Origin of the sequence: Thermoanaerobacter mathranii subsp. mathranii str. A3, assembly GCF_000092965.1 — a bacterium.
Lineage (GTDB): Bacteria > Bacillota > Thermoanaerobacteria > Thermoanaerobacterales > Thermoanaerobacteraceae > Thermoanaerobacter > Thermoanaerobacter thermocopriae.
This window is the reverse complement of the sequence record NC_014209.1, coordinates 107,501-129,870: the sequence shown is the minus strand read 5'-3', so window position 1 is coordinate 129,870 and position 22,370 is coordinate 107,501. Positions and strand designations below refer to the sequence as shown.

At 36.8% G+C, this 22,370-nt stretch carries 15 protein-coding genes, 2 tRNA genes and 2 rRNA genes (1 of these 19 cut by a window edge); 1 reads left to right on the top strand and 18 read right to left on the bottom strand.

Features of this window, described 5'->3' with window-relative positions:
- Positions 1-4 precede the first annotated feature (4 nt).
- The 13 genes from TMATH_RS00640 to TMATH_RS00580 all read right to left on the bottom strand — a co-directional run bounded on the left by TMATH_RS00640 (position 5) and on the right by TMATH_RS00580 (position 18,488).
- Positions 5-565, bottom strand: a complete 561-nt coding sequence (locus tag TMATH_RS00640) for a Fe-S-containing hydro-lyase (RefSeq protein ID WP_013149580.1) — start codon at positions 563-565, stop codon at positions 5-7.
- 18 nt (positions 566-583) lie between these two features.
- Entirely contained in the window at positions 584-1,426 is an 843-nt protein-coding gene (locus TMATH_RS00635) for a fumarate hydratase (protein WP_013149579.1), read from the bottom strand.
- 240 nt (positions 1,427-1,666) lie between these two features.
- Positions 1,667-7,171, bottom strand: coding sequence for an alpha amylase N-terminal ig-like domain-containing protein (locus TMATH_RS00630; RefSeq protein WP_013149578.1), 5,505 nt, complete (start codon positions 7,169-7,171; stop codon positions 1,667-1,669).
- Positions 7,172-7,440: 269 nt separating this feature from the next.
- Positions 7,441-9,657, bottom strand: a complete 2,217-nt coding sequence (locus tag TMATH_RS00625; RefSeq protein WP_013149577.1) for a YhgE/Pip domain-containing protein — start codon at positions 9,655-9,657, stop codon at positions 7,441-7,443.
- Positions 9,658-9,791: 134 nt separating this feature from the next.
- Positions 9,792-10,367, bottom strand: coding sequence for a TetR/AcrR family transcriptional regulator (locus tag TMATH_RS00620; protein ID WP_013149576.1), 576 nt, complete (start codon positions 10,365-10,367; stop codon positions 9,792-9,794).
- Positions 10,368-10,392: 25 nt separating this feature from the next.
- Positions 10,393-11,160 carry an SDR family oxidoreductase gene (locus TMATH_RS00615; RefSeq protein ID WP_013149575.1) on the bottom strand — a complete coding sequence of 256 codons (768 nt, stop codon included), beginning with the start codon at positions 11,158-11,160 and terminating at the stop codon, positions 10,393-10,395.
- Positions 11,161-11,303: 143 nt separating this feature from the next.
- Positions 11,304-12,281: a D-alanine--D-alanine ligase family protein gene (locus tag TMATH_RS00610; RefSeq protein ID WP_013149574.1), complete on the bottom strand. Its 978-nt coding sequence runs from the start codon at positions 12,279-12,281 to the stop codon at positions 11,304-11,306.
- A gap of 53 nt (positions 12,282-12,334) precedes the next feature.
- Positions 12,335-13,384 (bottom strand): beta-L-arabinofuranosidase domain-containing protein, encoded by a 1,050-nt coding sequence (locus TMATH_RS00605; protein WP_013149573.1) that lies wholly within the window; start codon positions 13,382-13,384, stop codon positions 12,335-12,337.
- 20 nt (positions 13,385-13,404) lie between these two features.
- A complete protein-coding gene (locus TMATH_RS00600; protein WP_013149572.1) occupies positions 13,405-14,580 on the bottom strand; it encodes a glycosyltransferase family 4 protein in 1,176 nt (391 codons plus the stop codon).
- A gap of 29 nt (positions 14,581-14,609) precedes the next feature.
- Positions 14,610-15,656 (bottom strand): nucleotidyltransferase family protein, encoded by a 1,047-nt coding sequence (locus TMATH_RS00595; RefSeq protein ID WP_012994235.1) that lies wholly within the window; start codon positions 15,654-15,656, stop codon positions 14,610-14,612.
- Between the two features lie 206 nt (positions 15,657-15,862).
- Entirely contained in the window at positions 15,863-16,762 is a 900-nt protein-coding gene (locus tag TMATH_RS00590) for a 1,2-beta-oligomannan phosphorylase (protein WP_012994234.1), read from the bottom strand.
- Between the two features lie 14 nt (positions 16,763-16,776).
- A complete protein-coding gene (locus TMATH_RS00585; protein ID WP_013149571.1) occupies positions 16,777-17,685 on the bottom strand; it encodes a beta-1,2-mannobiose phosphorylase in 909 nt (302 codons plus the stop codon).
- 8 nt (positions 17,686-17,693) lie between these two features.
- Complete coding sequence (locus TMATH_RS00580; protein ID WP_269479180.1) at positions 17,694-18,488, bottom strand: glycoside hydrolase 5 family protein; 795 nt, start codon at positions 18,486-18,488, stop codon at positions 17,694-17,696.
- 70 nt (positions 18,489-18,558) lie between these two features.
- Between TMATH_RS00580 and TMATH_RS00575 the strand changes: the two genes are divergently transcribed.
- A complete protein-coding gene (locus TMATH_RS00575; RefSeq protein ID WP_013149569.1) occupies positions 18,559-19,281 on the top strand; it encodes a pseudouridine synthase in 723 nt (240 codons plus the stop codon).
- A gap of 23 nt (positions 19,282-19,304) precedes the next feature.
- Here TMATH_RS00575 and ymfI read toward each other — a convergent pair whose 3' ends face one another.
- The 5 genes from ymfI to TMATH_RS00550 form a co-directional block, all read right to left on the bottom strand.
- The gene (gene ymfI / locus TMATH_RS00570; protein WP_013149568.1) at positions 19,305-20,042 is read right to left on the bottom strand and encodes an elongation factor P 5-aminopentanone reductase; all 738 of its coding nucleotides are present in this window, start codon (positions 20,040-20,042) and stop codon (positions 19,305-19,307) included.
- A 123-nt stretch (positions 20,043-20,165) separates the two neighbouring features.
- A tRNA-Gly gene (locus TMATH_RS00565) sits at positions 20,166-20,240 on the bottom strand.
- 11 nt (positions 20,241-20,251) lie between these two features.
- Positions 20,252-20,326: transfer RNA gene (locus TMATH_RS00560), tRNA-Asn, on the bottom strand.
- A 9-nt stretch (positions 20,327-20,335) separates the two neighbouring features.
- Positions 20,336-20,444: ribosomal RNA gene (gene rrf / locus TMATH_RS00555) — 5S ribosomal RNA — on the bottom strand.
- Between the two features lie 32 nt (positions 20,445-20,476).
- A 23S ribosomal RNA gene (locus TMATH_RS00550) occupies positions 20,477-22,370 on the bottom strand; it runs 1,079 nt beyond the window's last position.

The window sequence follows — 22,370 nt, the reverse complement described above, 5'->3', positions numbered from 1 at the left end:
TTTATCACCTTTTTAAATTAGTTTTATATTTTTTTCTTTCAATGTCATATAAATTATTGCCATAAATATCTATAGTAACAATAACAGGGAAATTCTCAACAAAAAATTTATAGATAGCCTCCGTACCTAAATCTTCATAAGCCACTATTTCAGCTTTTTTTACTTTTTGTGCCAATAATGCTCCTGCTCCTCCTATAGCAGTGAAATAGACCGCTTTATACCTTTTCATGGCTTCTATGACTTCTTTACTCCTATACCCCTTTCCTATCATGCCTTTTAATCCCAATTCAATTAATACCGGTGTGTATTTATCCATTCTTCCGCTTGTGGTAGGGCCACAACTTCCTACAACTTGTCCCGGTTTAGGAGGACATGGCCCTACATAATAAATTATACTATTTTTTATCTCAAAAGGTAATTCCCTTCCTTTCTTTAATGACTCTATCATTCTTTTATGAGCTTCATCTCTTGCTGTATAGATTTCTCCTGATAACAATACTAAGTCCCCTGCATTAAGCTGGTCTATTATTTCTTCAGTCAAAGGCGTATTTACTTTTTTATACATCTCATTACCTCCTACATACTATAATATAAAAGTAGCATGTCTTGTAACATGACATCCTAAATTGACAGCTACAGGAAGAGAAGCTATATGGGTAGGATAAGTTTCAATATGAACATCAAGAGCAGTGTTTTTTCCACCTAAGCCTTGGGGGCCAATTCCCAACATATTTATTTCTCGCAATAATTCTTCCTCTAATTTAGCTAACATTTTATCTGGATTTCTTTGCCCTATATCTCTTAACAAGGCTTTTTTTGCAAGATATGGAGCATATTCAAAGTCTCCTCCAATACCTATTCCTACTATTAATGGAGGACAAGCATTTGGACCAGCTTTTTCAACTGTTTCTATAACAAAACTCTTAATTCCTTCTACTCCTTCAGAAGGTTTCAGCATTTTTAAAGCGCTCATGTTTTCACTCCCTGCCCCTTTAGGCATTACAGTTATTGAAAATTTATCACCTTTACAAATATGATAATGGATTATTGCAGGAGTATTATCACCTGTATTTATTCGTAAAATTGGACTTTTTACAACAGACTTTCTCAAATACCCCTCCTCATACCCCAGTCTTACCCCTTCATTTATCGCTTCTTCTAAACTGCCATTTACTATATGTACTTCTTGTCCCATCTCTACAAAAACTATTACTATTCCTGTGTCTTGACATATAGGCATCCTTTGTGTTTTTGCTACTTCAGCATTTGCAATTATATCTTTTAAAATTTCTCTACCTAAAGGGCTTATTTCCTCTTTTATTCTTTCTTTTAAATTTTTAAATATATCTTGAGGTAATTCATAATTAGCTTCAATACATAGCAATTTTACTATTTCAGTAATTTTTTTTGCTTGTATTTCTTTCAAAATTTTTCACTCCCTCTTAAGTTCTTTCAACTATATAATACTATTTTTTTGTAAATTTTTTAAGGAAATTTTGTTGAAGTAAGGCAATGGCAAGTAGGTCTTTGCAATTTCTGCACGTCCTCCAAAAATAACTTGTCAGGTATGCGGTTTTCCTTCTGTTTCTCCTGTATGTACTTTCTGCCGCACATAGGTGGCAAACAACCAATGAAAAAATGCGCCAGAAAAGGCGCATTTTTTCACTTATATATTTCCCGTTTTTTCTAAGACTCTGTAAAGCATAGCTGCTGCCTCTGCTCTTGTGGCGTTTTCTTTTGGCCTGAAGGTGTTATCTTTATATCCTTTTACTATACCAAGCTTTACTGCATTTGCTACTGCATTCTTTGCCCATTCGCTTATCTTGTTGTTATCACTGAAAGTGGTATTGCCTATGTTGTCCTCTCTGTACTCTACAAGCTTTCCGTATACTCTCATTATTACTGCTGCCATCTCTTCTCTTGTTATTGGGTCATTTGGCCTCATATTCTTACCGTCTCCTAATATTATACCAGCCTTGTATGCTGCTTCTACTGCGTTTGCATACCATGCCCCTTCTTTTACGTCATTGAATTGTCCTTTGTAAGGCTTCTCTTCTATCCCTAATGCCCTTGTCATTAATGCTGCAAATTCTGCTCTGGTTATTTTTTTGTTTGGTAAAAAGGTGTTTTCATCTATCCCTTTTATTATGTGCCTTGATGCCAGTACATTTATTACGTCATATGCCCAATTGTCTTTTGATACGTCTTTGAATTGTTTGTTGTATTGAAAAGCTGCATAGGTTGAGAAGTGTTTCGCTTCAAATGTTATTGTGTTTGTCTCTCTGTCAATTTTTCCTCCTATGTATTCCCATTGATTTGTCGTCTCGTTTAAGTAGTATGCTCCTACTTTCCTTATGTCTTTTGCACCTTCTATGTTAAATGTCATTTTTACAGGTGACCCTATTTTTATGTCTTTGTCTCCTGCTTTTATTGTTATGTCATAGGCATCTGTTACAGGCTCGAAAGTTGATGCTTCCTTTTTGCCTTTGTTGTGTATGTTAAGTTTTATTGTTCCTGCTTTGTTTATGAGGTCAATTGCTTCTTGTGAGATTGTCAAAGTTTTTGCATCAAATTGAAGGGCTACTTCCTCTGATTTTACTACTACGTTTTTGTTATATTCTACTATTAAATTAAACACAGTTACAGGTATTTCTAATGCTTTTTGAGGTGTAGTTCCTATATTTGTTAGGTCAAATTGTATTTCTTGCTTTGAAGTGTCTTTTATGTCTTTTGCCACTTTGTTTTCGTCTACTTTAAGAATTGTTGTGTTATTTTCTACAACTACTCTGCCTTGTGAGACTTCCTCCGATGGTTCTGTTGGTGAAGTAGGCGTAGGTTGTCTCTCATGGCCGGGCTTTTCTCTTGTAACAGTTATTGTTATATCTTTTGTAAGTTCATTATTCTTGTCGCCACTGGGCTCTACATGTATTTTGATAGTATTTACGCCATATTCTAAAGGAATCACTTTTGTAAATACTCCATTTTCTTGTTGCACAAAAGATTCATCATTTATAGTTACTTTCGCACCTTTGTAAGTATTGCCGCGAATCTCTATTTCACTCGTATTTGCATCGACAGTAGTGTTGTCTTTTGGAGAATAAATATATATCGGCAAATCTCTCCATCTTTGTACTGTGTCATTTATTACCATTGTATTTGAACCTTGATTGGTAACAGTTACCTTCCTATTGTCAATTTCCTCTCCGTATTCGCCCTTTTCTACTTTATCCCAGCTCCCTCTCGCATATTTATACTCAATCTTTGTACCCTCATTTAAAGTAAGTGTAATACTGTATGTGTTAGGTCCAGTCTTTATCATTTGCTGAGCAGTTGGATTCCAAAAAGCATCCGGGAAGTTTCCAGCAATATTTACTCCATCATCAGGGGTATAATCAGGCACTGTGACATTAAATGTCACTTTTATAGGTATTATGTCAGGTGTCGCTTTTACTGTATTTGATGCTCTCCTATTATAGGAGGTATCAACTGCCACAACTTTATAATAATACACATTGCCATTTACTACATCTGTATCTACGTAGTTATACACACTGTCAGATACAGTAGCAATTTTCACAAATGGGCCAGTCTCACTTGAAGACTTATAGATTTCGTAGCCGTAAATAGCAACATCATCAGCTGACGGACTCCAGTTAAGTGTAACTCTTGAGGATTCAATTCCTGGTTGCTGTAAGACTGGAACAGTTGGAGGAACTGAATCATTAGATGGAACTACAGTAAATTGTTTAACATCTGTCTGTGTCCAATCTTGACCTTGGTTAGAAGAAAATCTCATAATGTATTCCCATGTGCCTACCATGTCAGGTACAAATTTAGCCATGTATTTGTCATTATTTCCAGAATCCCCTACATATTGCGCATCAACCCACGTCCAGTCACTATTTATAGCAACACCTTCCACTCCGTTATATACGTCACTGTACACAGCATATCCTACAGTATCGCCAAGGTATCTGTAGCCAAGTTGCGCTATCATATTTTCCCCTTGGCCAGGTTTATCTGTAAGCCCTTCTGCCCATACTTCAGCATACACTTCAACTGGATTATTTACGCCTATTACATGTGTATCGACTTGATTCATATTTCCCGCCCAGCCAATAGGAAATGCTGGATATGCTTCGACTTCATTGCTTAAAGCACTTTCATTTCCATAATTATCTACGGCTGTTACAGCATACACATACTTTAGACCATTGGTAACCTCTGTATCAGTATAGCTGGTTTGCGTAACATTTGAAGCTATTTTTTCATATAGTCCTCCTTTAACTGTTGAACGATAGATATTATAACTCACTGCTCTGTCTACTGCACTCCATGAAAGGTCTACTTTGCCATTTCCTGAGACTGCTTTAAGGTCTTGAATTGGCTGAGGTGCCGTCAAATTCTGTCCTGGATCTGAAATGAGTATAGCTCCATCCATTGATCCAACTTCTACAACAATTTGTCCATCATTAACAGTATATGTCTTGCCACTTAAGGCATCTGTAAATGTCACACCATCTCTTATAAATTTAGTGGTATCTATTGAAACTTGTTTTGCGTCACCTTTATTAATTACAACAATCGCCACACTGTCAGGATAAGATTTTCCAAAAACGTCTTTTCCATTTATAATTCTTCTTCCAAAGGCAAAAACATCGCCATTTGCATAAAGTGTCTCAAGGTCTCCTGTTTTTAAAACTTGATTTTCATTCCTTATGTTTACGACTTTCTTAAAGAAATCCTGGAGATCTTTGTCTTCCCTTCCCCAGGGGAATGTTCTCCTGTTATCTGGGTCTTTTCCACCGGATTGTCCTGCCTCGTCGCCATAGTAAATAGAAGGCATTCCCGGATAGCCCATTTGCAATATTGCGGCAAGTTTAAGCCTTTTGACTGCAAGGTCTTTAGCAGCCTGAGAATTTTGATTTTCATCAGCAGAATTATATCCAAATACCGTTAATATTCTCATGGTGTCATGAGAACCTAAAAGATTCATAGTAGAATAAAATACTGGAAGAGGATATCTCTCGTATATACTCATAAGCCTTTGGTTAAGTTTTGCCGCATCTATAGGATTATGAACCACATTTCCATCATCAAATGATTCATCCAATATAAAGTCAATTACTGCATTTCTAAAAAGGTAATTCATAACCGAATTAAAGGAGTCTCCAAGTAAATAAGATGATGCATCCTCCCAAACTTCTGCAATCATTGGTGCATTCGATTTCACAGTATTAATGGAATTTCTAAAATGTGTCCAAAAGTCATTGGATACTTCATTTGCTACATCCAATCTCCATCCATCTGCACCTGCATTTGTGTCTCCATCAGGATTTAGCCAATACTTAGATATCGCATCAGAGTTATTTATGATAAAGTCTGCCCAGCTTTTAACGTTGTACTCACTGCCATTTATCTGCCTTATGACAGGTAGGCTGTCAAATCCCCACCATCCTTCATATGTTCCATCAGGCTTTATTTCATACCACTCACCGTATGGAGACTTTGCCTGATCTCCTTGCAACCATGCCTGATAAGCGCCTAGTCCTTTGTCTAAATATTTCCCATATCTATCAAAGTAAATGCTATCATCACTCGTATGGTTGAAAACGCCATCAAGTATTACCTTAATCCCTTTTGCATGGGCATCTTCCATGAGTTTTTTAAACACATCTAAATTTCCAAACATAGGGTCTATTTTTGAGTAATCAGCAGTATCATATTTGTGATTTGAAGGAGAATCAAAAATTGGGTTAAGGTAAATTACTGATATTCCAAGTTCTTTTAGATAATCAAGTTTATCATCTATTCCTTTTAAATCACCTCCAAAGAAGTCATTGTTCCATATACCGTCATATTTGTAACCGGGTTTATCTTTGTCATTTGGATTATCAGGAAGTTCGTACCAGTCATCATGGAATTCTACAGGGTCACTTCCTCGACTCAAAGTTCTTGCATGGTCATTTGAGGTGTCTCCATTGTAAAACCTGTCAGGAAATATCTGATACATTACTGCACCTTTCATCCAATCAGGGGTGTCTAAATTTTTATCATATACAGTAAGTTCAAAGTCTTTATTTACAGTATCTGTGGCTTTACCCTCACCCCCCAATTGTTCATCGTTATCTCCGTAATAAGCAGTTTTTGTCCCGTCTTTAAGTATAAAGTAATACCAAATTCTTGTGGGATGGTCAAAGCTTAACTTAACTTCCCAGTATTCATATTTCCCATCAGGACTTTGACCGATTTTGTACATGGGTACTTCTATTCTTGTTTTCTTAATATCATCCCAATAGGAAATCTTAGCTGACTCAAGGTCGTGATTTCTTGCTTGTATTCTTAATGTCACAGTATCTCCCGTTTTTATTGCACCGAAAGGCGAGCGGAAGAATGGGTCATGAGTGTCATGTCTTAAATCGTCATAATATATGTTATTATCAGGTCCTGTAAGAGGTGGATTATAATCCGTCCATATTTTATGTGAAACCGAATCATAGTAAAATGTAATCTTAGTATCATAGGCTACATTCAAAGGAATATTTGGCCCATTTTGTTCACCATTTAAGCCATAATTTATATCCCATGAGGGCCCTAAAGTCACTTTAAACTCATAATTTCCTTTTGGAACGTTTGCAGTGTATTCGTATACATTATTAAATTTGTAATCCCTCATTACGGCTGTAGAAGTTTCTGGACTCCAGTCACTACCTGCTCCTATTGCTGATTGTATAGTACCTACAATTCTTGGAAGTTTTTCTTCCGGAATTGGTGTATATTTTGTAGAATCAGTAACACTTGAAGTACTGTAATTGTAATAAAAAGTCACTACAGAGTCTTTATCAAGATGAAATTTTAAATTATTTCCAAAACCATCTGGTATCCACTGACTCCCATTCAAAACTATTTTATACTCATAATCACCTGCAGGTAATGCAGTATGTGTCGTGTATTCATAAAAACCATTGCCTTTATATGTCATTACTGTTATGCTGCTGTCGCCCTTCCAGTCGGTATCCCCAAGTTTTGACTGAAAATTGCCTGCCACAACAGCAGTCGCTGGTGCTGTATCTGTCTCAGCTTTTGCAAATTCCATAGGCATTGAGCCAAACACTGCTGTAAAAATTAAAAGAAATGACAATAAAAACCCTAATATTCTTTTATTAAACATTATAATCCCCCTTTCCACTATGTTTTTATCTAAAAATCTTTCAAAAAGCTCTTTTCCAATATCACCCCCATCTCTTTTAAGCAATCGCTTTCACAAGTCACAAAAAGATAAATGTACTTATGTACACATTTCCTTGTGCAAATTTTTGCGCAACCGTTTTCCTTTGTATTTATTATAAATTATAGCTTTTTTGTTGTCAATATGTTGTTAACACATACACTATATGTAAATTTTAAATTTATAGGGCTACTATAAAGCAGCCCTATAAATTATATTTGCTTTAGCCTTTGCGTTATCTCCATTTTATCTGCTTTTTCTGCTAAAAGTATTATAAACACTAAGAACAGCACTCCAAATCCTGCAATTATAGAGATATTGTGCAGTATTGCGCTAATATTGTTCCCAGATATTGCCTCCCTAAGTCCTGCAACTCCATATGTCATAGGCAAATAAGGATTTATTACGTTGAAAAATTTAGGTAAAAGTTCCATTGGGAAAGTTCCTCCTGATGAGGTTAGTTGAAGCATTAATAATACTACTGCAAAGAATTTACCTGCAATGCCAAATAGCATTACAAAAAGCTGAATTATAGCGATAAAAGTGAGAGACATCACAGCATTTATTAAGTAATAGTAGAATAAATTATGCACATCTAATTTTAGCCCTTCTACAAGTACAAAACTTGATACCACCGATTGCAAGATACCTACTAATGCTAAAGACATAAATTTTCCTAATTGTATAGAAACATTGTTCATTCCTTCGTATTTTTCCTTATCAAAAATATCTATCAAGAAGAAGAGTATTAATGAACCCACCCACAAGGATAGAGGTATAAAATATGGTGCAAACCCAATTCCATAATTTTTAACTGGATAAAGTCTTCTAGTATCAAGTATTATAGGTTCATTAATCATATCCTTTTTAGTCGTTGTAATTCCTGATGAATCTATTTTTTGAGACGCATCACCTAATTTTTGCGCTAAAAGCCTCTGATTATCATATAAACTTTTTGCTCCATCTGCAAATTGCCTAGTTCCATCTTTAAGAAGTGCCATACCATTATATAAAGAATTAGCACCATTATATAATTTTGAGGATCCATCGCTTAAACTTTTTATCCCATTATTGAGACTATATAAGCCATTTGAAATTTCTTTTAATTTTTCTCCCGCTGTATTTATGCCTACACTAAGCTGGGCTACGCCACTGTACAATTTATTTGAACCGTCTACAAGTTGGCTGGACACTTGAGACATATATGAAAGACCTGATGCTAAAGAATCCATACCATTATTAATTGTATTGGAAGCCTCCTGCAATTGTGCAAGAGCAGTGTTTAATTGTTGAACTTTTGTCAAACCGCTATTTAAGTTTTGACTCATGCTATCAATCCCTGCATTAGAATATGCAATCGCAATAAGGACTTTTTGTAGTTCAGGGTCGCTACTTGCTTCAGGGTGTTTTGCAATATAATCTTTCAAAGCAACCTGCGCACTATCTAAAGCTGTAGAAATTTGGCTCAAGCCACTTCCCAGTTGTGAAATACTGTCGGCGAAAGAAGAAACATTTTGCCCTACTTGATTATATCCATTGACAAGAGAATTGATTCCATCTTTTAGTTTAATAGCACTATTAGAAGCATCATTTAATCCTTGATTAATTCCTGCTATTCCATTTTGTAATGAATTCATTCCACTTAACAAGGCTTCTGTATTGCTTGCATCAGAAAATTTTTGCGAAAGAAGACTTGCTCCATTGTATAAAGCTGTAGAACCATTTAACGCTTGATTAAGGCCATTTCTTAAATTTAATACGCCTTCTTTTATTTGTTTGCTTCCATCTAATGCGGCACTCATACTCTCGTTTAATTTGCGTGCACCATCATATAATTCTAACGTACCTGTTGCAAGTTTATTCTCTGCCTCTGAAGCTTCTTTTAAACCACTGCCTAATTCATCAACACTTTTAAAAAGAGCATCAATATATCCTTTTCTTATAGAATTTGCTATTTCTGTTTGAAGACTTTCTATAGCTTTATTGCCAATTTGTGTTGCAAGGAAATTTTTCTTATCGTTAGTTATATACTCAATAGTAGCCTTCTTGGGAGTAGAAGAATCAACACTTGTAATATTTTGAGTAAAATCCTCGGGAATCACAATCATAAAGTAATATTTTTTTCCTTTAACTCCGTCAATACCTTTTTTATAATCTACAAAATCCCATTTAAATTCTTTGTTGTTTTTTAACTTTTGTACAATTTCATTCCCAAAGTTTTCTTGTTTGCCATTGTATACTCCGCCTCTGTCTTCATTGACAACTGCAACCGGGAGTTTATCTAACATAGAATAAGGGTCCCAAAAGGCGTATAAATATAGAAAGCTGTAAAGCAAAGGCATAAAAGCAACAACAATAACTGCAACCCTTATAAACCTACTTTTTATTATTTTTTCTATTTCTTTTGCTGCCACTTTAAATGCTTTCAATTTTTCTCCTCCTTTCATCAATTTTTAGACTGACCAGTCAGTACAGTTATTATTATATTCTCCTCTTCTCAATGTGTCAATAAAAAAGTACCTTTGATTTTAAAAATAAAAAACACCTCCTTTGAGGTGTATTATCATTGAAGTTGAAGCCCTTTTAATGCAAAATTAAACACACTATCCGTTATATCGTGTGGATTAAATTTCTGGTTACTATCTTCTACAACTTTCAATGCCAAAATTGAACTTATCATGCCAAAAAAGGCAGCTGCTACTATCTTTTCATCACAATCAGCAATGAGTTTTTGCTCCTTGCCTTCTTTAATAATATTTTCTATTAACTCAAGATAAGTATATAATTTCTCCCTGAATTTGCGAGGAACTTCCCCATGACCCCATATTTGGCTTAGCAAAACTATTATAAAGTCGTGATTTCTGTACAAAAAATTAGTCTGTACAAAGATGATTTTCTGTAGTTTTTCTATAGCATTATTTAGCTTACCTATCTCTTCTATTGCTTCTTGTTTCAAAATTTTTATACCTTCCTCAATTAAAAACTCCAATATATCGTCTTTGCTTTTAAAATGATAATACAATGTCCCTTTTGCTACCCCAGCATTTTCCGCTATTTCTTCCATGGTGCTTTTGTAAAATCCACTTTTTGAAAAGGTCTTTATCGCCGCTTTAAAAATCTTCTCTTTTGTCTTATTCATTTCCCTTCATTCCCTTTCAATAAAATTAAACATATATCATTTTAACTGTCATTCCGCCATCCACAATGAGATTCGCTCCTGTAATAAAAGAAGCTTCTTCCGAACATAAAAATAAACATGCATTTGCTACGTCCTCTGGCTTACCTACCCGCCCTGCAGGATGCTGCAAATGGTCCTCTTCTGTCAATTGGGGCTTTTTAGCTTCTCTACTTTTCTTCCATTCAGACACTTCTATCCATCCCGGACTTATAGAATTCACTCTTATTTTATCATAACCTAAACTTATTGCAAGAGAGTGGGTTAAGGCTATAATACCTCCTTTTGAAGCAGAATAAGGTTCTGTATGAGGTTCTGACATAAATGCCCTTGTAGAAGCGATGTTTATTATGACTCCTCCACCATTGTCTCTCATGTGAGGAGCAACATATTTTGAACACATATATGTTCCCCTCAAGTTGACATTTATAACTCTATCCCATTCCTCCATGGGCCTTGTGTAAATCGTCCCTCTTGCTCCAACACCTGCATTGTTTATCAAAATATCGATCTTACCATAGGTTTTTATCGTCTTATCTACCAAATTCCCAACATCTTCCTCTAAAGAAACATCTGTATGTACAAAAAGTGAGTCTCCACCTTTAGATTTTATATATTCTTCATTTTCTATGCCAGCTTCATCGTCAATATCGGCTATAACTACTTTTGCTCCTTTATCAGCAAAAGTTTGCACGATACACCGCCCTATTCCCTGTCCTCCACCTGTCACTATCACTACTTTGTCATTAAAATCCATAGTTATTAACCCTCCAATCTCTTAACTTATAAAAGAAGATAAGGTAACCCCACTCATTTACTAAACTTTGAAGAGGTTTACCTTATCTATAAAAAGTATACCTCAAAAAAATAGCAAAAATCAAATAAATTTTGTGAATAAATTTATTTTAACTTATACCTTTCTATAGCACTTTCTATAATCTTCCCAATAAATTCTCCTCTTGTTAAACCTGCCGCTTTTGCCATATAACCCATATATCCGTGATGAACATGCTTTTCACCTTTGCTACTTGACATTGTAAGTCCCGCAAATGTATTCAATTCTAAGAAATAAGGAACATTATCTTTGCTTAAAATCATATCAATTCTTGCAAAATCCTTGGCATTTAAAACCTTATAAATATTTAAAGCCGTCTCTTTAATCTTTTCTTCCACTTCCTTTGATACTTCCATAGGGCATTTTATTATCTCATTGTCAAACATTTTATGTTCATAAGTATTAGTTTTAACGTTATTATATCCTACTTCCAATAAAGGCAATACTTGTGGGTGTTTATATCCGATTATTCCAACGGTCACTTCTTTTCCTTCAATAAATTCTTCGATTAGTGCTGCTTGTCCTATTTTTTCTGTTATCTTTCTTACAACTTGTGGAAGTTTATCCTTGTCATAAACTATATTTTCTTCATCTATTCCTGCACTTCCTCTTCCACTAATAGGTTTTACAAATAAAGGAAATCTAAGATGACCCACGGGAGGAATCTCTTGAGAATTTTTCGCAACTACATATTTAGGTGTCGGCAAACCGTGAAAAGCCACAATGTCTTTTCTCATTCTTTTATCGGTAGCCACCAGATCTAATCCAGACCCAACGTATGGTATGTTGAATACTTCCAGAAACGCTACTTCTTTCATGCTTGAGGCATTAAAAATTAAATCGACTTTTTCTTTTTTTATAGTTTCATAAGTTTCTAATGGATCTTCCTTCCATTCTATGAGAACTGAATCAAATCCAGCTTCTTTTATGGCCATATAATGATGGTATGCTTCATCATAGGCATCGTCATATACTTTGTCTGGCATCAATTTCCTCTGAAATTCGACATTCCTGAATTTCCTCCAGAGCACACCGATCTTCATATGGCATCACCCTTTTCAATTTTTATAAAAATTTTTAGAAGAAAAAAGGAATATCACTTAAATACAATATCTGTATGATTCACTATCATTTCAGTTATAATGAGTGAAATTACGCTCTCAGCTCCTTCATTTAAATTTACTCCATCTTTAGTTAGGCCGTCATAGCAACCTCCTGTTTCCTCATCCACTAAACTTACATTTTTTGAGTTTTCACCTAAAAACCATTTATAGCTTTTAAAAGCTTTTTCTCTGTACTTTTCTTCTTTAAAAATTTTATAAGCTTCTGTATACATAAGAGCAGTTTCACATGCCTCTATCGGCTGTTCATCAAACTCTGCAGGTTTTTCATTTCCTTTTTTGTACCATCCTTTACAGCCAACCGGTTTAAAATAGTCATTTTTAAAAGTTACTTTCGCTAAAAATTCCATACTTTCTTTTGCAACCTCTAAGACTTCCTCATCTTTTGTAACAGTGTATACTTTAAGAAGAGACCATGGAATTACTGCATTGCTGTAAGTCATTACATTTTCAAACCATTTCCACTCTCCATCTTTGTTTTGTCTATATCTTTGGACTATCTTCTTTGAAATAGAAATCATCAAATTTTTTATCTTCTCTTTGTTAAATTCAGTAACATCAGAATTATATAAAAGGCTTAATCCTATTAACGAATAAGCGTTACCGCGAAGAAAATTTAAATTTGCCACATTGGGTAAAGCTTTTTTTAGTAATGCTAGTGCTACATTTTTAAATCCGTTTGACAAATTAGTATTTAATAAATATCCCAATGACCAAAGACATCTTCCAAAGCAATCTTCAGATCCAACTTCTTCAATAAATTCTCTATTGTAGTTCATAAAATTTCTAAAATATCCTTTGCTGTTTTGGGCATAAATCAAGAAAGAAAGATATCTTCTTAAAAGCTCAAGATACTTTTCATCTTTGTAAACTTCATATAGCATTGAAGCAGCAATAAGAGCTCTTGTATTGTCATCAGTAGTATAGCCTTTTGTCAAATCGGGTATAGAGTAAAGGGAATGTTGCAAAATACCTGTATCATCCGTTAAATTGAAAAGATGCTGAAACTTAGTTGATACCTTCATTATTCCATTTCCCCCTTCCTCTATATCACAATTTCCTCCCTTGATCTACTGTCCAATACAGACAAAATCATTATGACATACCTGTAAGCAACGTTATTCCACATCATTGCATTACCTAATTTCTTAATTGCTGACTCTATCTGTAGTCTTTTTTCAGGATTTTCAAATACATATTCAATATGTTTAGCTAAAGAATTTGCATCACGGAAGTTAGCCAGTAAACCTCTTCCTTCACCTAAAATTTCTTCAGCATACATATAAGGAGTAGAAATAATCACTTTTCCTAAACCTGCTGCATATGCTAACGTACCGCTTACAGCTTGTTCTTTGTTTAAGTATGGAGTCATATATATGTCTGACATCTTCAAATATTCCAAAATCTCTTTCTTTGTAAGATATTTATCTACAAATTTTACATTCTTTTCTATTCCAAGCTCGCGGACTAATTTTTGTAGTCTCTCCCTGTATTCTTCCCCAAATTCTCTCTTTATGTTTGGATGGGTTTGGCCTAAAATTAGATATAGTACCTCTTTGTATTTTTGAGCTACAATACTTATTGCTTCTATACCGTACTCTATTCCCTTACCAGGATTTATAAGACCAAAAGTGCTTATTATTTTTCGTCCTTGAAATCCGTATTTTTCTTTTAATGTTTCCTTGGGCAATACTGGAAGACTGGGAACTCCATGAGGAATCACTGTGATTTTACAGGAGGGTATGTGATATATCTTCTCAAGAAGTGGTATGGTATTTTTTGCCATCGTTACTACGCGAATACTTTTTTCACCTAATTTTCTTAGTATCATAAGTTGTTTTTCATCTGGATTTGATAATACTGTGTGGACAGTTAAGACAAAGGGTATATTTAAGTTGTCTACCAAATCTAATAAGTACTCTCCCCATTTTCCTCCAAATATTCCGTATTCATGTTCTATAACGAGCAAATCTATGTTTGAGTTATTTAATTTCCTGGCTAACCTTACATAATCTTCTCTTACAAATTGTTGTAACTGATATTTGACATCACTGTCGTATTCATAAACTTTATTGTCATTTATTGCAATTACTCCTGCAAAATTTATAAGTTTTATCTTTTTTATTTCATTAACTAGATCTTGAGTAAAGGTCGCAATACCACATTCTCTTGGTGGATAAGTGCTTAAAAATGCTACATTTCTCCCCGTTATATTCATCATATCACACCCCCTTCTTAGTTTGCTTAGTATTAAGTTGTCATTGTGCTACTCGCTAACCTATTAGCTGTAAACACTGTATTCTTAATTTCCATATTCACCTCTACGATACATTCTGAAGTTACAACTGCATTGTCTAATCTCGCAAACCTGCGAACTTTCACATTATTCCACAATATGCTTTTGGATACTTTGCTTTCTTGACCTATTCGACAGTTATTCCCAATTACTGTATAAGGTCCTACCGTAGCATAAGCATCAATTTCAGTATTATTCCCAATATAAGCAGGTCCTATTACTCTTGCAGTAGGATGAATTTTAACATTGTCTCCCAAAATTATTCCTCTTGAGAAATTAGTACTTATAAATCTTGATTTTCCTCTTAAAATATCCTCATGAACTTTTTTATACTTGTCTATTGTACCTATGTCTATCCAGTAACCGTTAAATTTATAAATAGCCATTCTATACCCTTTTTCAAGAAGCGTTGGATAGGTCTCTCGTTCTACAGACACCACTGTATTTTCTGGAATTTCCTTTAGCACATCAGGTTCAAATACGTATACTCCTGCGTTAATATATTTAGAATTGCTCTCGCCTGATTTGGGTTTCTCTTTAAAAGCAGTTATAAACCCTTTTTCATCAAATTCTATAACACCGTACTGAGAAGTATCTCTTACTTCAATAGATGCAATAGTTACTTGTGCTCTTTTTCTCTTGTGGTATTTTATCAAGTCTGCATAGTTAACATCGCTGACAATATCAGAATTTAAAATAAGAAAAGTATCATCAAAAAATTTTTCGGCGTTCTTTATTGCTCCGCCAGTTCCCAAAGGAGATTCTTCTGTAATGTAGTGTATTTTTACACCTAAATCTTCTTTCTGTCTAAAATAATCTTCAATATACTGGGATTTATAATAAGTACTTATTACAACCTCATCTATTCCACTTTTTTTAAGGTTTAAAATAATACTTTCTAAAAGAGGCCTTCCCATGATAGGAACCATCGGTTTTGGCAGGTCATCTGTAAGAGGTCTGAGTCTCGTCCCTAAACCTCCTGCCAATAGCAACGCCTTCATAAAAGACCCCCTCCTTATTTATGAAGTTTCAAAAATTAAGTTTAAAAACAAAAGAAGGGTGTGAGTGAGTGATGTAATTATAAGAACGAGAAGAACCAAGAAGAGGAAAAATATATTAGCACTCTTTAAATTCGGCTGCTAATAAGTATTATAATTAATCCTTTTTGGCATGTCAAGTACTTTTCTGTAAATAAAAAACAGGCCTTTTAAAGCCTGTTAAAAATGATATCTTTCATCTCTAAAGTAGCCACACCTATAACAGTATCCGCTCCTCCGTAATAAACGTAAATAGTATCATCTTTTACAGCATTACCACAACTAAATACAACATTAGGAATGTACCCTTCTTTTTCCCACTTAAGTTCTGGCTCTAATATAGGCTGTTTTTGCCTTGCAATAACCTTTGATGGATCTTCTAAATCTAAAAGGACTGCTCCCAATCTATATACATTATTGTCATCAGCTGCATGGTATATCAAAAACCAACCGTCCTTTGTCTTAATAGGAGGTCCTCCAATTCCTACCCTCGTGCTTTCCCATGTGTTGGGAATGGGTTTTAATATTGGTTTATGGTCGTACCAATTTTTTAAATCGTCAGAAAATGCTATCCAAATATCGGGATATCTCCTGTGCAACATTACATATTTACCCTCAACTTTTTCAGGAAACAAAGAGGCATCTTTATTAGGTTCATCTAAAACTACTCCTTTTCTCTCCCAATCTATAAGGTTTTTGGATGTAGCCAAACAAATCCTATAGTCATCATCGAATCTGTCCCCAAAACCTGTGTACATCATATAATAAATGCCGTCAATTTTAACTATCCTTGGGTCTTCTAATCCTCTGAGCTCTTGTTCTGTCTCATTGCTCATCACTGGTTTGTCTAATCTCATAAAATTAATTCCGTCTTTGCTAACTGCGTATCCTAAACGAGAAGTATATTTCCCATATTTAGCATGGGGTCCAATGTCAGTAGCTCTGTAAATCAAGTGAAATAGTCCATTGTCATAAATTGCTGCAGTGTTGAAAACCGCTGCTCTTTCCCATTCATTTTCTGCTTTTGGTACAAGTACTGGCTTATCCGACAATCTCTTTAATCTTATCACGTAACACACTCCTTTTAAAATTTTACTTTTCTTTTTTCAATAGCTGCTACACCTATATGGGTATCTGCTGCTCCATAATATACGTAATACATGTCATTTGCTTCAATCGCACCGCAGCTAAACACCACATTAGGCACAAGCCCATTTATTTCCCAATCAAGCTCTGGCTCTAAAATAGGCTCTTTTTGTCTTGCAACAACCTTTGACGGATCCTTTAAGTCTAAAAGAGCTGCACCAAGTCTATATACATTTTTGTCATCCACCCCGTGATATATTAATAACCATCCATCTTCTCTTTTTAAAGGAGGTCCTGCTATGCCAATTTTCTTTGACTCCCATGTGTGAGGTTTAGGGGACATTATAATCTTATGGTCATACCAGTTTACTAAATCGTCAGAATAAGCAATCCAAATATCGGGCATTCTTCTATGAAAAAGCACGTACTTTCCATTTATTTTTTCGGATAAAAGCGCTGCATCTTTATTAGGCTCATCGAGGACAATTTTGTGCCCTTTCCAATTTTTTAAATCAAAAGACCACACCATACATATTCTAAAATCCAACCAGTCCCTGCCTCCAAAACCTGTATAGAGCATGTAATACTTATTGTCTATTTTTGTAATCCTTGGGTCCTCTACTCCCCAAGCTTCTTGTGGAGTCTCACCTACTAAAACAGGCTTATCAAATCTTTTGAAATTTATACCATCTTCACTTACAGCATATCCAATGGAGGATATAAATTTATATCTTTCTTCGGGCTTTTCAGTATTCAACACAAATTTATTATTAGAGGCTCTGTAAAACAAGTGAAATTTATTATCTTCATATATTACTGCCGCATTAAAAACAGCCCCCCTCTCCCATTCATGCTCTTTTACCGGAGACAATATGGGTTTGTCACTAAGTCTTGTCAGTCTGAACATCCCTCCATTTATACCCCCTTTTCCAGCAATATTGCAACTACTCCATTAGCCTCTATTGTTAAATATTCTAAATTAATCTGCCTTCCGCTGATTAAATCTTGTATTTTCTCACTATTTTTTGTTTTTTCTCTTACGTTTATCTTAGTGTCGATATCTATGTCTTCATGATTTATAAAGAGTACAAGGGTTTTTCCGTCATAATCAAACTCTTTTACTTCAATATAAGGAGACTCTACTTTTACATTGTATTCTATTCCGCTCAGCTCTTTAGCATACTTATAAATCAAATAAGACCTGTCAGTCTTATATACATCGGGCATATAACTTAAATAGAGCTCAATAGGATACGTAAAGTCGTATTTTTTTATCTCATTTGATAAGACATAGTTCCACAGCCAAGCATCATGTCTTGACTTTGCTTTTATATAATTGTCCGGCTCGTTTGAAAGGTCCCAAAACAAAATAGCAGATTCATCTTTGTACTTTTCAGCAAAAAATCGTACCAATTTAATTTGATGCCTCAACATAAATGAATCACTGTATATATTTCTGCTTTCTCTCCACGGCACATCCCAATTCTCACCGCTCATGTGCCCCACAAAAAAAGTAGGCGCGATTTTCATATCAACTTCATGACATATCTTGATAAGCTCGTCAAACTTTTTCACCGCTTCCTCTGATATTACATCAGGTTTTGGCTGAAAATCCTCCCAAAAAAGATTTATTCTCATTACATTAATGCCTAAGCTTTTCGCTTCAATAAATTCACTTTTTATCTCATCATGATTCCACTCTTTACCAATATCATATACTCTAAAAATACAAAATTTCGTGTTATAATTACATCATAGACTCTTTTTGGGGGTAATTTATATGGCAAAGATGAGAATAGATAAACTTTTATCAAATATAGGCATTGGTACAAGAAAAGAGGTTAAAAAATTCATTAAAGAAGGTCTTGTATTGGTAAATGGAAATACAGTAAAAGATGCTGGTCTAATTGTAGATACTGAATTTGATGAAATTTTATTTGATGGCGAAAAGATCAATTACAAAGAATTTATATATATTATGATGAATAAACCAAAAGGAGTTATTAGCGCTACATATGATCCTATTGAAAAAACCGTTATTGACTTATTACCGCAAGAATTAAAAGCTCGAAATCCCTTTCCAGTAGGAAGACTTGATAAAGATACAGAAGGATTGCTTCTTATAACGAACGATGGAAATTTAGCACATAAGCTTTTATCTCCAAAAAAAAATGTGATAAAAAAATATTATGCTGAAATATTAGGTTTTGTAAATGAAAGGGATATTAAAGCTTTTAAAGAAGGTATTGTACTTGAAGATGGCTATAAAACTCTTCCTGCAGACCTTGAAATTCTTTTATCCTCTGAGGTATCAAAAGTTTATGTTTATATAAGAGAAGGGAAATACCACCAAATAAAAAGAATGTTTGAATCAGTTGGCAAAAAGGTCGTATACCTTAAAAGATTGGCCATGGGTAGTCTTACCCTTGACGAAAATCTAAAACCTGGGCAGTGGAGAGAATTGTCTGAAGAAGAGCTATCTCTCCTGAAAAAGTCGATATAAAAATAAGGCTTTCGCCAAGCCTTTCAAATAAATCCCCCATCTACTGTTATAACTTGCCCTGTTATGAAATTTGACTTGTCAGATAATAAAAACAATACAGCATTTGCTACATCTTGAGGTTTCCCTATGCTCATAAGTGGGATACCCTCAATTAAGTGTTCCTTTTCTTCCCTATTTAAAATGTTGTTCATTCGAGTGTCAATTACTCCAGGAGCAATACAATTAACTCTTATTTTAGAAGGCCCTAGCTCTTTTGCCAAAGCCTTTGTAAAAGCTATTATTCCTCCTTTAGATGCTGAATAATGTACTTCACAAGAAGCCCCAGAAATACCCCAAATTGAAGAAATATTTATAATACTCCCATATTTTTGAGGTAACATATACCTTAAAACACTTTGTGTGCAATTGAAAATACCTTTTAAATTGACATTCATCATCTTATCCCAATCTTCTTCTGTTATTTCTATAAATGGTTTGATTTGGGCAATTCCTGCATTATTTATAAGATAATCAATGCGACCAAATCTATTGTAAATACTATCAATCATATTATCTACCTGTTGTCTATCTGAAATATCTGCTTTAAAAATTTCCGCATAACTGAAATTATTTTTTATGTATTCTTTAAGTCCCACTGCTTTATCATAACTGTTATTATAATGTATTGCTATAGAAGCACCTTCTTTTGCAAGCTCTATACAAATTTCTCTTCCTATGTCCCCAGCACCACCAGTTACAATCGCTACTTTGCCATTTAACATCTCTTTCACCTTCTACAACAATCGATAGTTCTTTTTGTAATTTTATAAAAAAATAAAATTATGTCAATATCAAAAAAATAATGAAAGGTTCTGCTTTTACCTCGCAGAACCTTCATTTTCTTATGGAGCGGATGACGGGATTCGAACCCGCGATCCTCGGCTTGGGAAGCCGATGCTCTACCACTGAGCCACATCCGCATTTTTTAAATTGGCTCCTCAGGTAGGACTCGAACCTACAACCTACCGGTTAACAGCCGGTTGCTCTACCATTGAGCTACTGAGGAATATTTTAATTCCGGCAGCGACCTACTCTCCCGCGAAAGCAGTACCATCGGCGCTGGAGGGCTTAACTTCCGTGTTCGGAATGGGAACGGGTGTTTCCCCTCCGCTATCGCCACCGGAAATCCTAGACCCTCAAAACTGCACAAAGCCTTATGGTCAAGTCCTCGACTGATTAGTACCGGTCAGCTAAGAGTGTTACCACTCTTACACCCCCGGCCTATCTACCTCGTCGTCTTCGAGGTGTCTTACCCCCTTACGGGTGGGAAACCTTGTCTTGAGGCGGGCTTCGCGCTTAGATGCTTTCAGCGCTTATCCCTTCCGAACTTGGCTACCCAGCTGTGCCCCTGGCGGAACAACTGGTACACCATCGGTTCGTCCACCCCGGTCCTCTCGTACTAGGGGCAGTCCCTCTCAAGTTTCCTACGCCCGCGACGGATAGGGACCGAACTGTCTCACGACGTTCTGAACCCAGCTCACGTACCGCTTTAATGGGCGAACAGCCCAACCCTTGGGACCTACTTCAGCCCCAGGATGCGATGAGCCGACATCGAGGTGCCAAACCTCCCCGTCGATGTGGACTCTTGGGGGAGATCAGCCTGTTATCCCCGGGGTAGCTTTTATCCGTTGAGCGACGGCGTCCCCACTCACTGCCGCCGGATCACTAAGCCCGACTTTCGTCCCTGCTCGAGGTGTCCCTCTCACAGTCAGGCTACCTTCTGCCTTTGCACTCTCCCGCGCGATTCCCGTCCGCGCTGAGGTAACCTTTGGGCGCCTCCGTTACCCTTTAGGAGGCGACCGCCCCAGTCAAACTGCCCACCTGCCATTGTCCCTACGCCGGCTCCTCGGCTATAGGTTAGAATCCCAGTAGTCCCAGGGTGGTATCCCACCGCCGACTCCAGTAAGGCTCGCGCCCTACCTTCTACGTCTCCCACCTATCCTGTACAGAAACTACCAGCATCCAGTGACAGGCTGCAGTAAAGCTCCACGGGGTCTTTCTGTCCAATCGCGGGTAACTCGCATCTTCACGAGTACTACAATTTCACCGGGCCCCTCATCAAGACAGCGCCCAAGTCGTTACGCCTTTCGTGCGGGTCGGAACTTACCCGACAAGGAATTTCGCTACCTTAGGACCGTTATAGTTACGGCCGCCGTTCACTGGGGCTTCGGTTCAGAGCTTTAACCCCTCCCCTTAACCTTCCAGCACCGGGCAGGCGTCAGCCCCTATACTTCGTCTTCCGACTTAGCAGAGACCTGTGTTTTTGGTAAACAGTCGCTTGGGCCTCTCCTCTGCGACCCATCAGGGCTTTCAGCGCTCGGCCTATACCCCAATGGGTACCCCTTCTCCCTAAGTTACGGGGCCATTTTGCCGAGTTCCTTAATGAGGGTTCCCCCGCTCGCCTGTGGATACTCTCCTCGCCTACCTGTGTCGGTTTCCGGTACGGGCACCAAGCAGTTTACCGCTTAGAGGCTTTTCTCGGCAGTCTGGGCTCGGCTGCTTCGGTACTCTCTTTCCCTCCCCTTCGCCCTCTCAGGCCCTACGCAGGACGGATTTGCCTATCCTGCACCCTACTGGCTTGGACGCGCTCTACCAACCGCGCGCTCAGCCTACCCTCCTGCGTCACCCCTTCGCTTCCCTGCTCGGTGGCAGGGGATTCTCTACCCCTTCTCCATCGCCTACGCTCTCGCCTCGGCTTAGGTCCCGGCTTACCCTGGGCGGATTACCCTCCCCCAGGAACCCTTAGGCTTCCGGCGGTAAGGTTTCTCACCTTACTCTCGTTACTCATGCCGGCATTCTCTCTACTGTACAGTCCAGCCTCGCTTACACTCGGCCTTCTCCCCGTACAGTACGCTCCCCTACCCCACCGCCTTACGCGGTAGCCCCAGCTTCGGTGGCATGTTTTAGCCCCGTTCATTTTCGGCGCAGGACCTCTCGACCAGTGAGCTGTTACGCACTCTTTAAATGTATGGCTGCTTCTAAGCCAACATCCTGGTTGTCTCCGAAGTCCCACTTCCTTCCCCACTTAACATGCCCTTCGGGACCTTAGC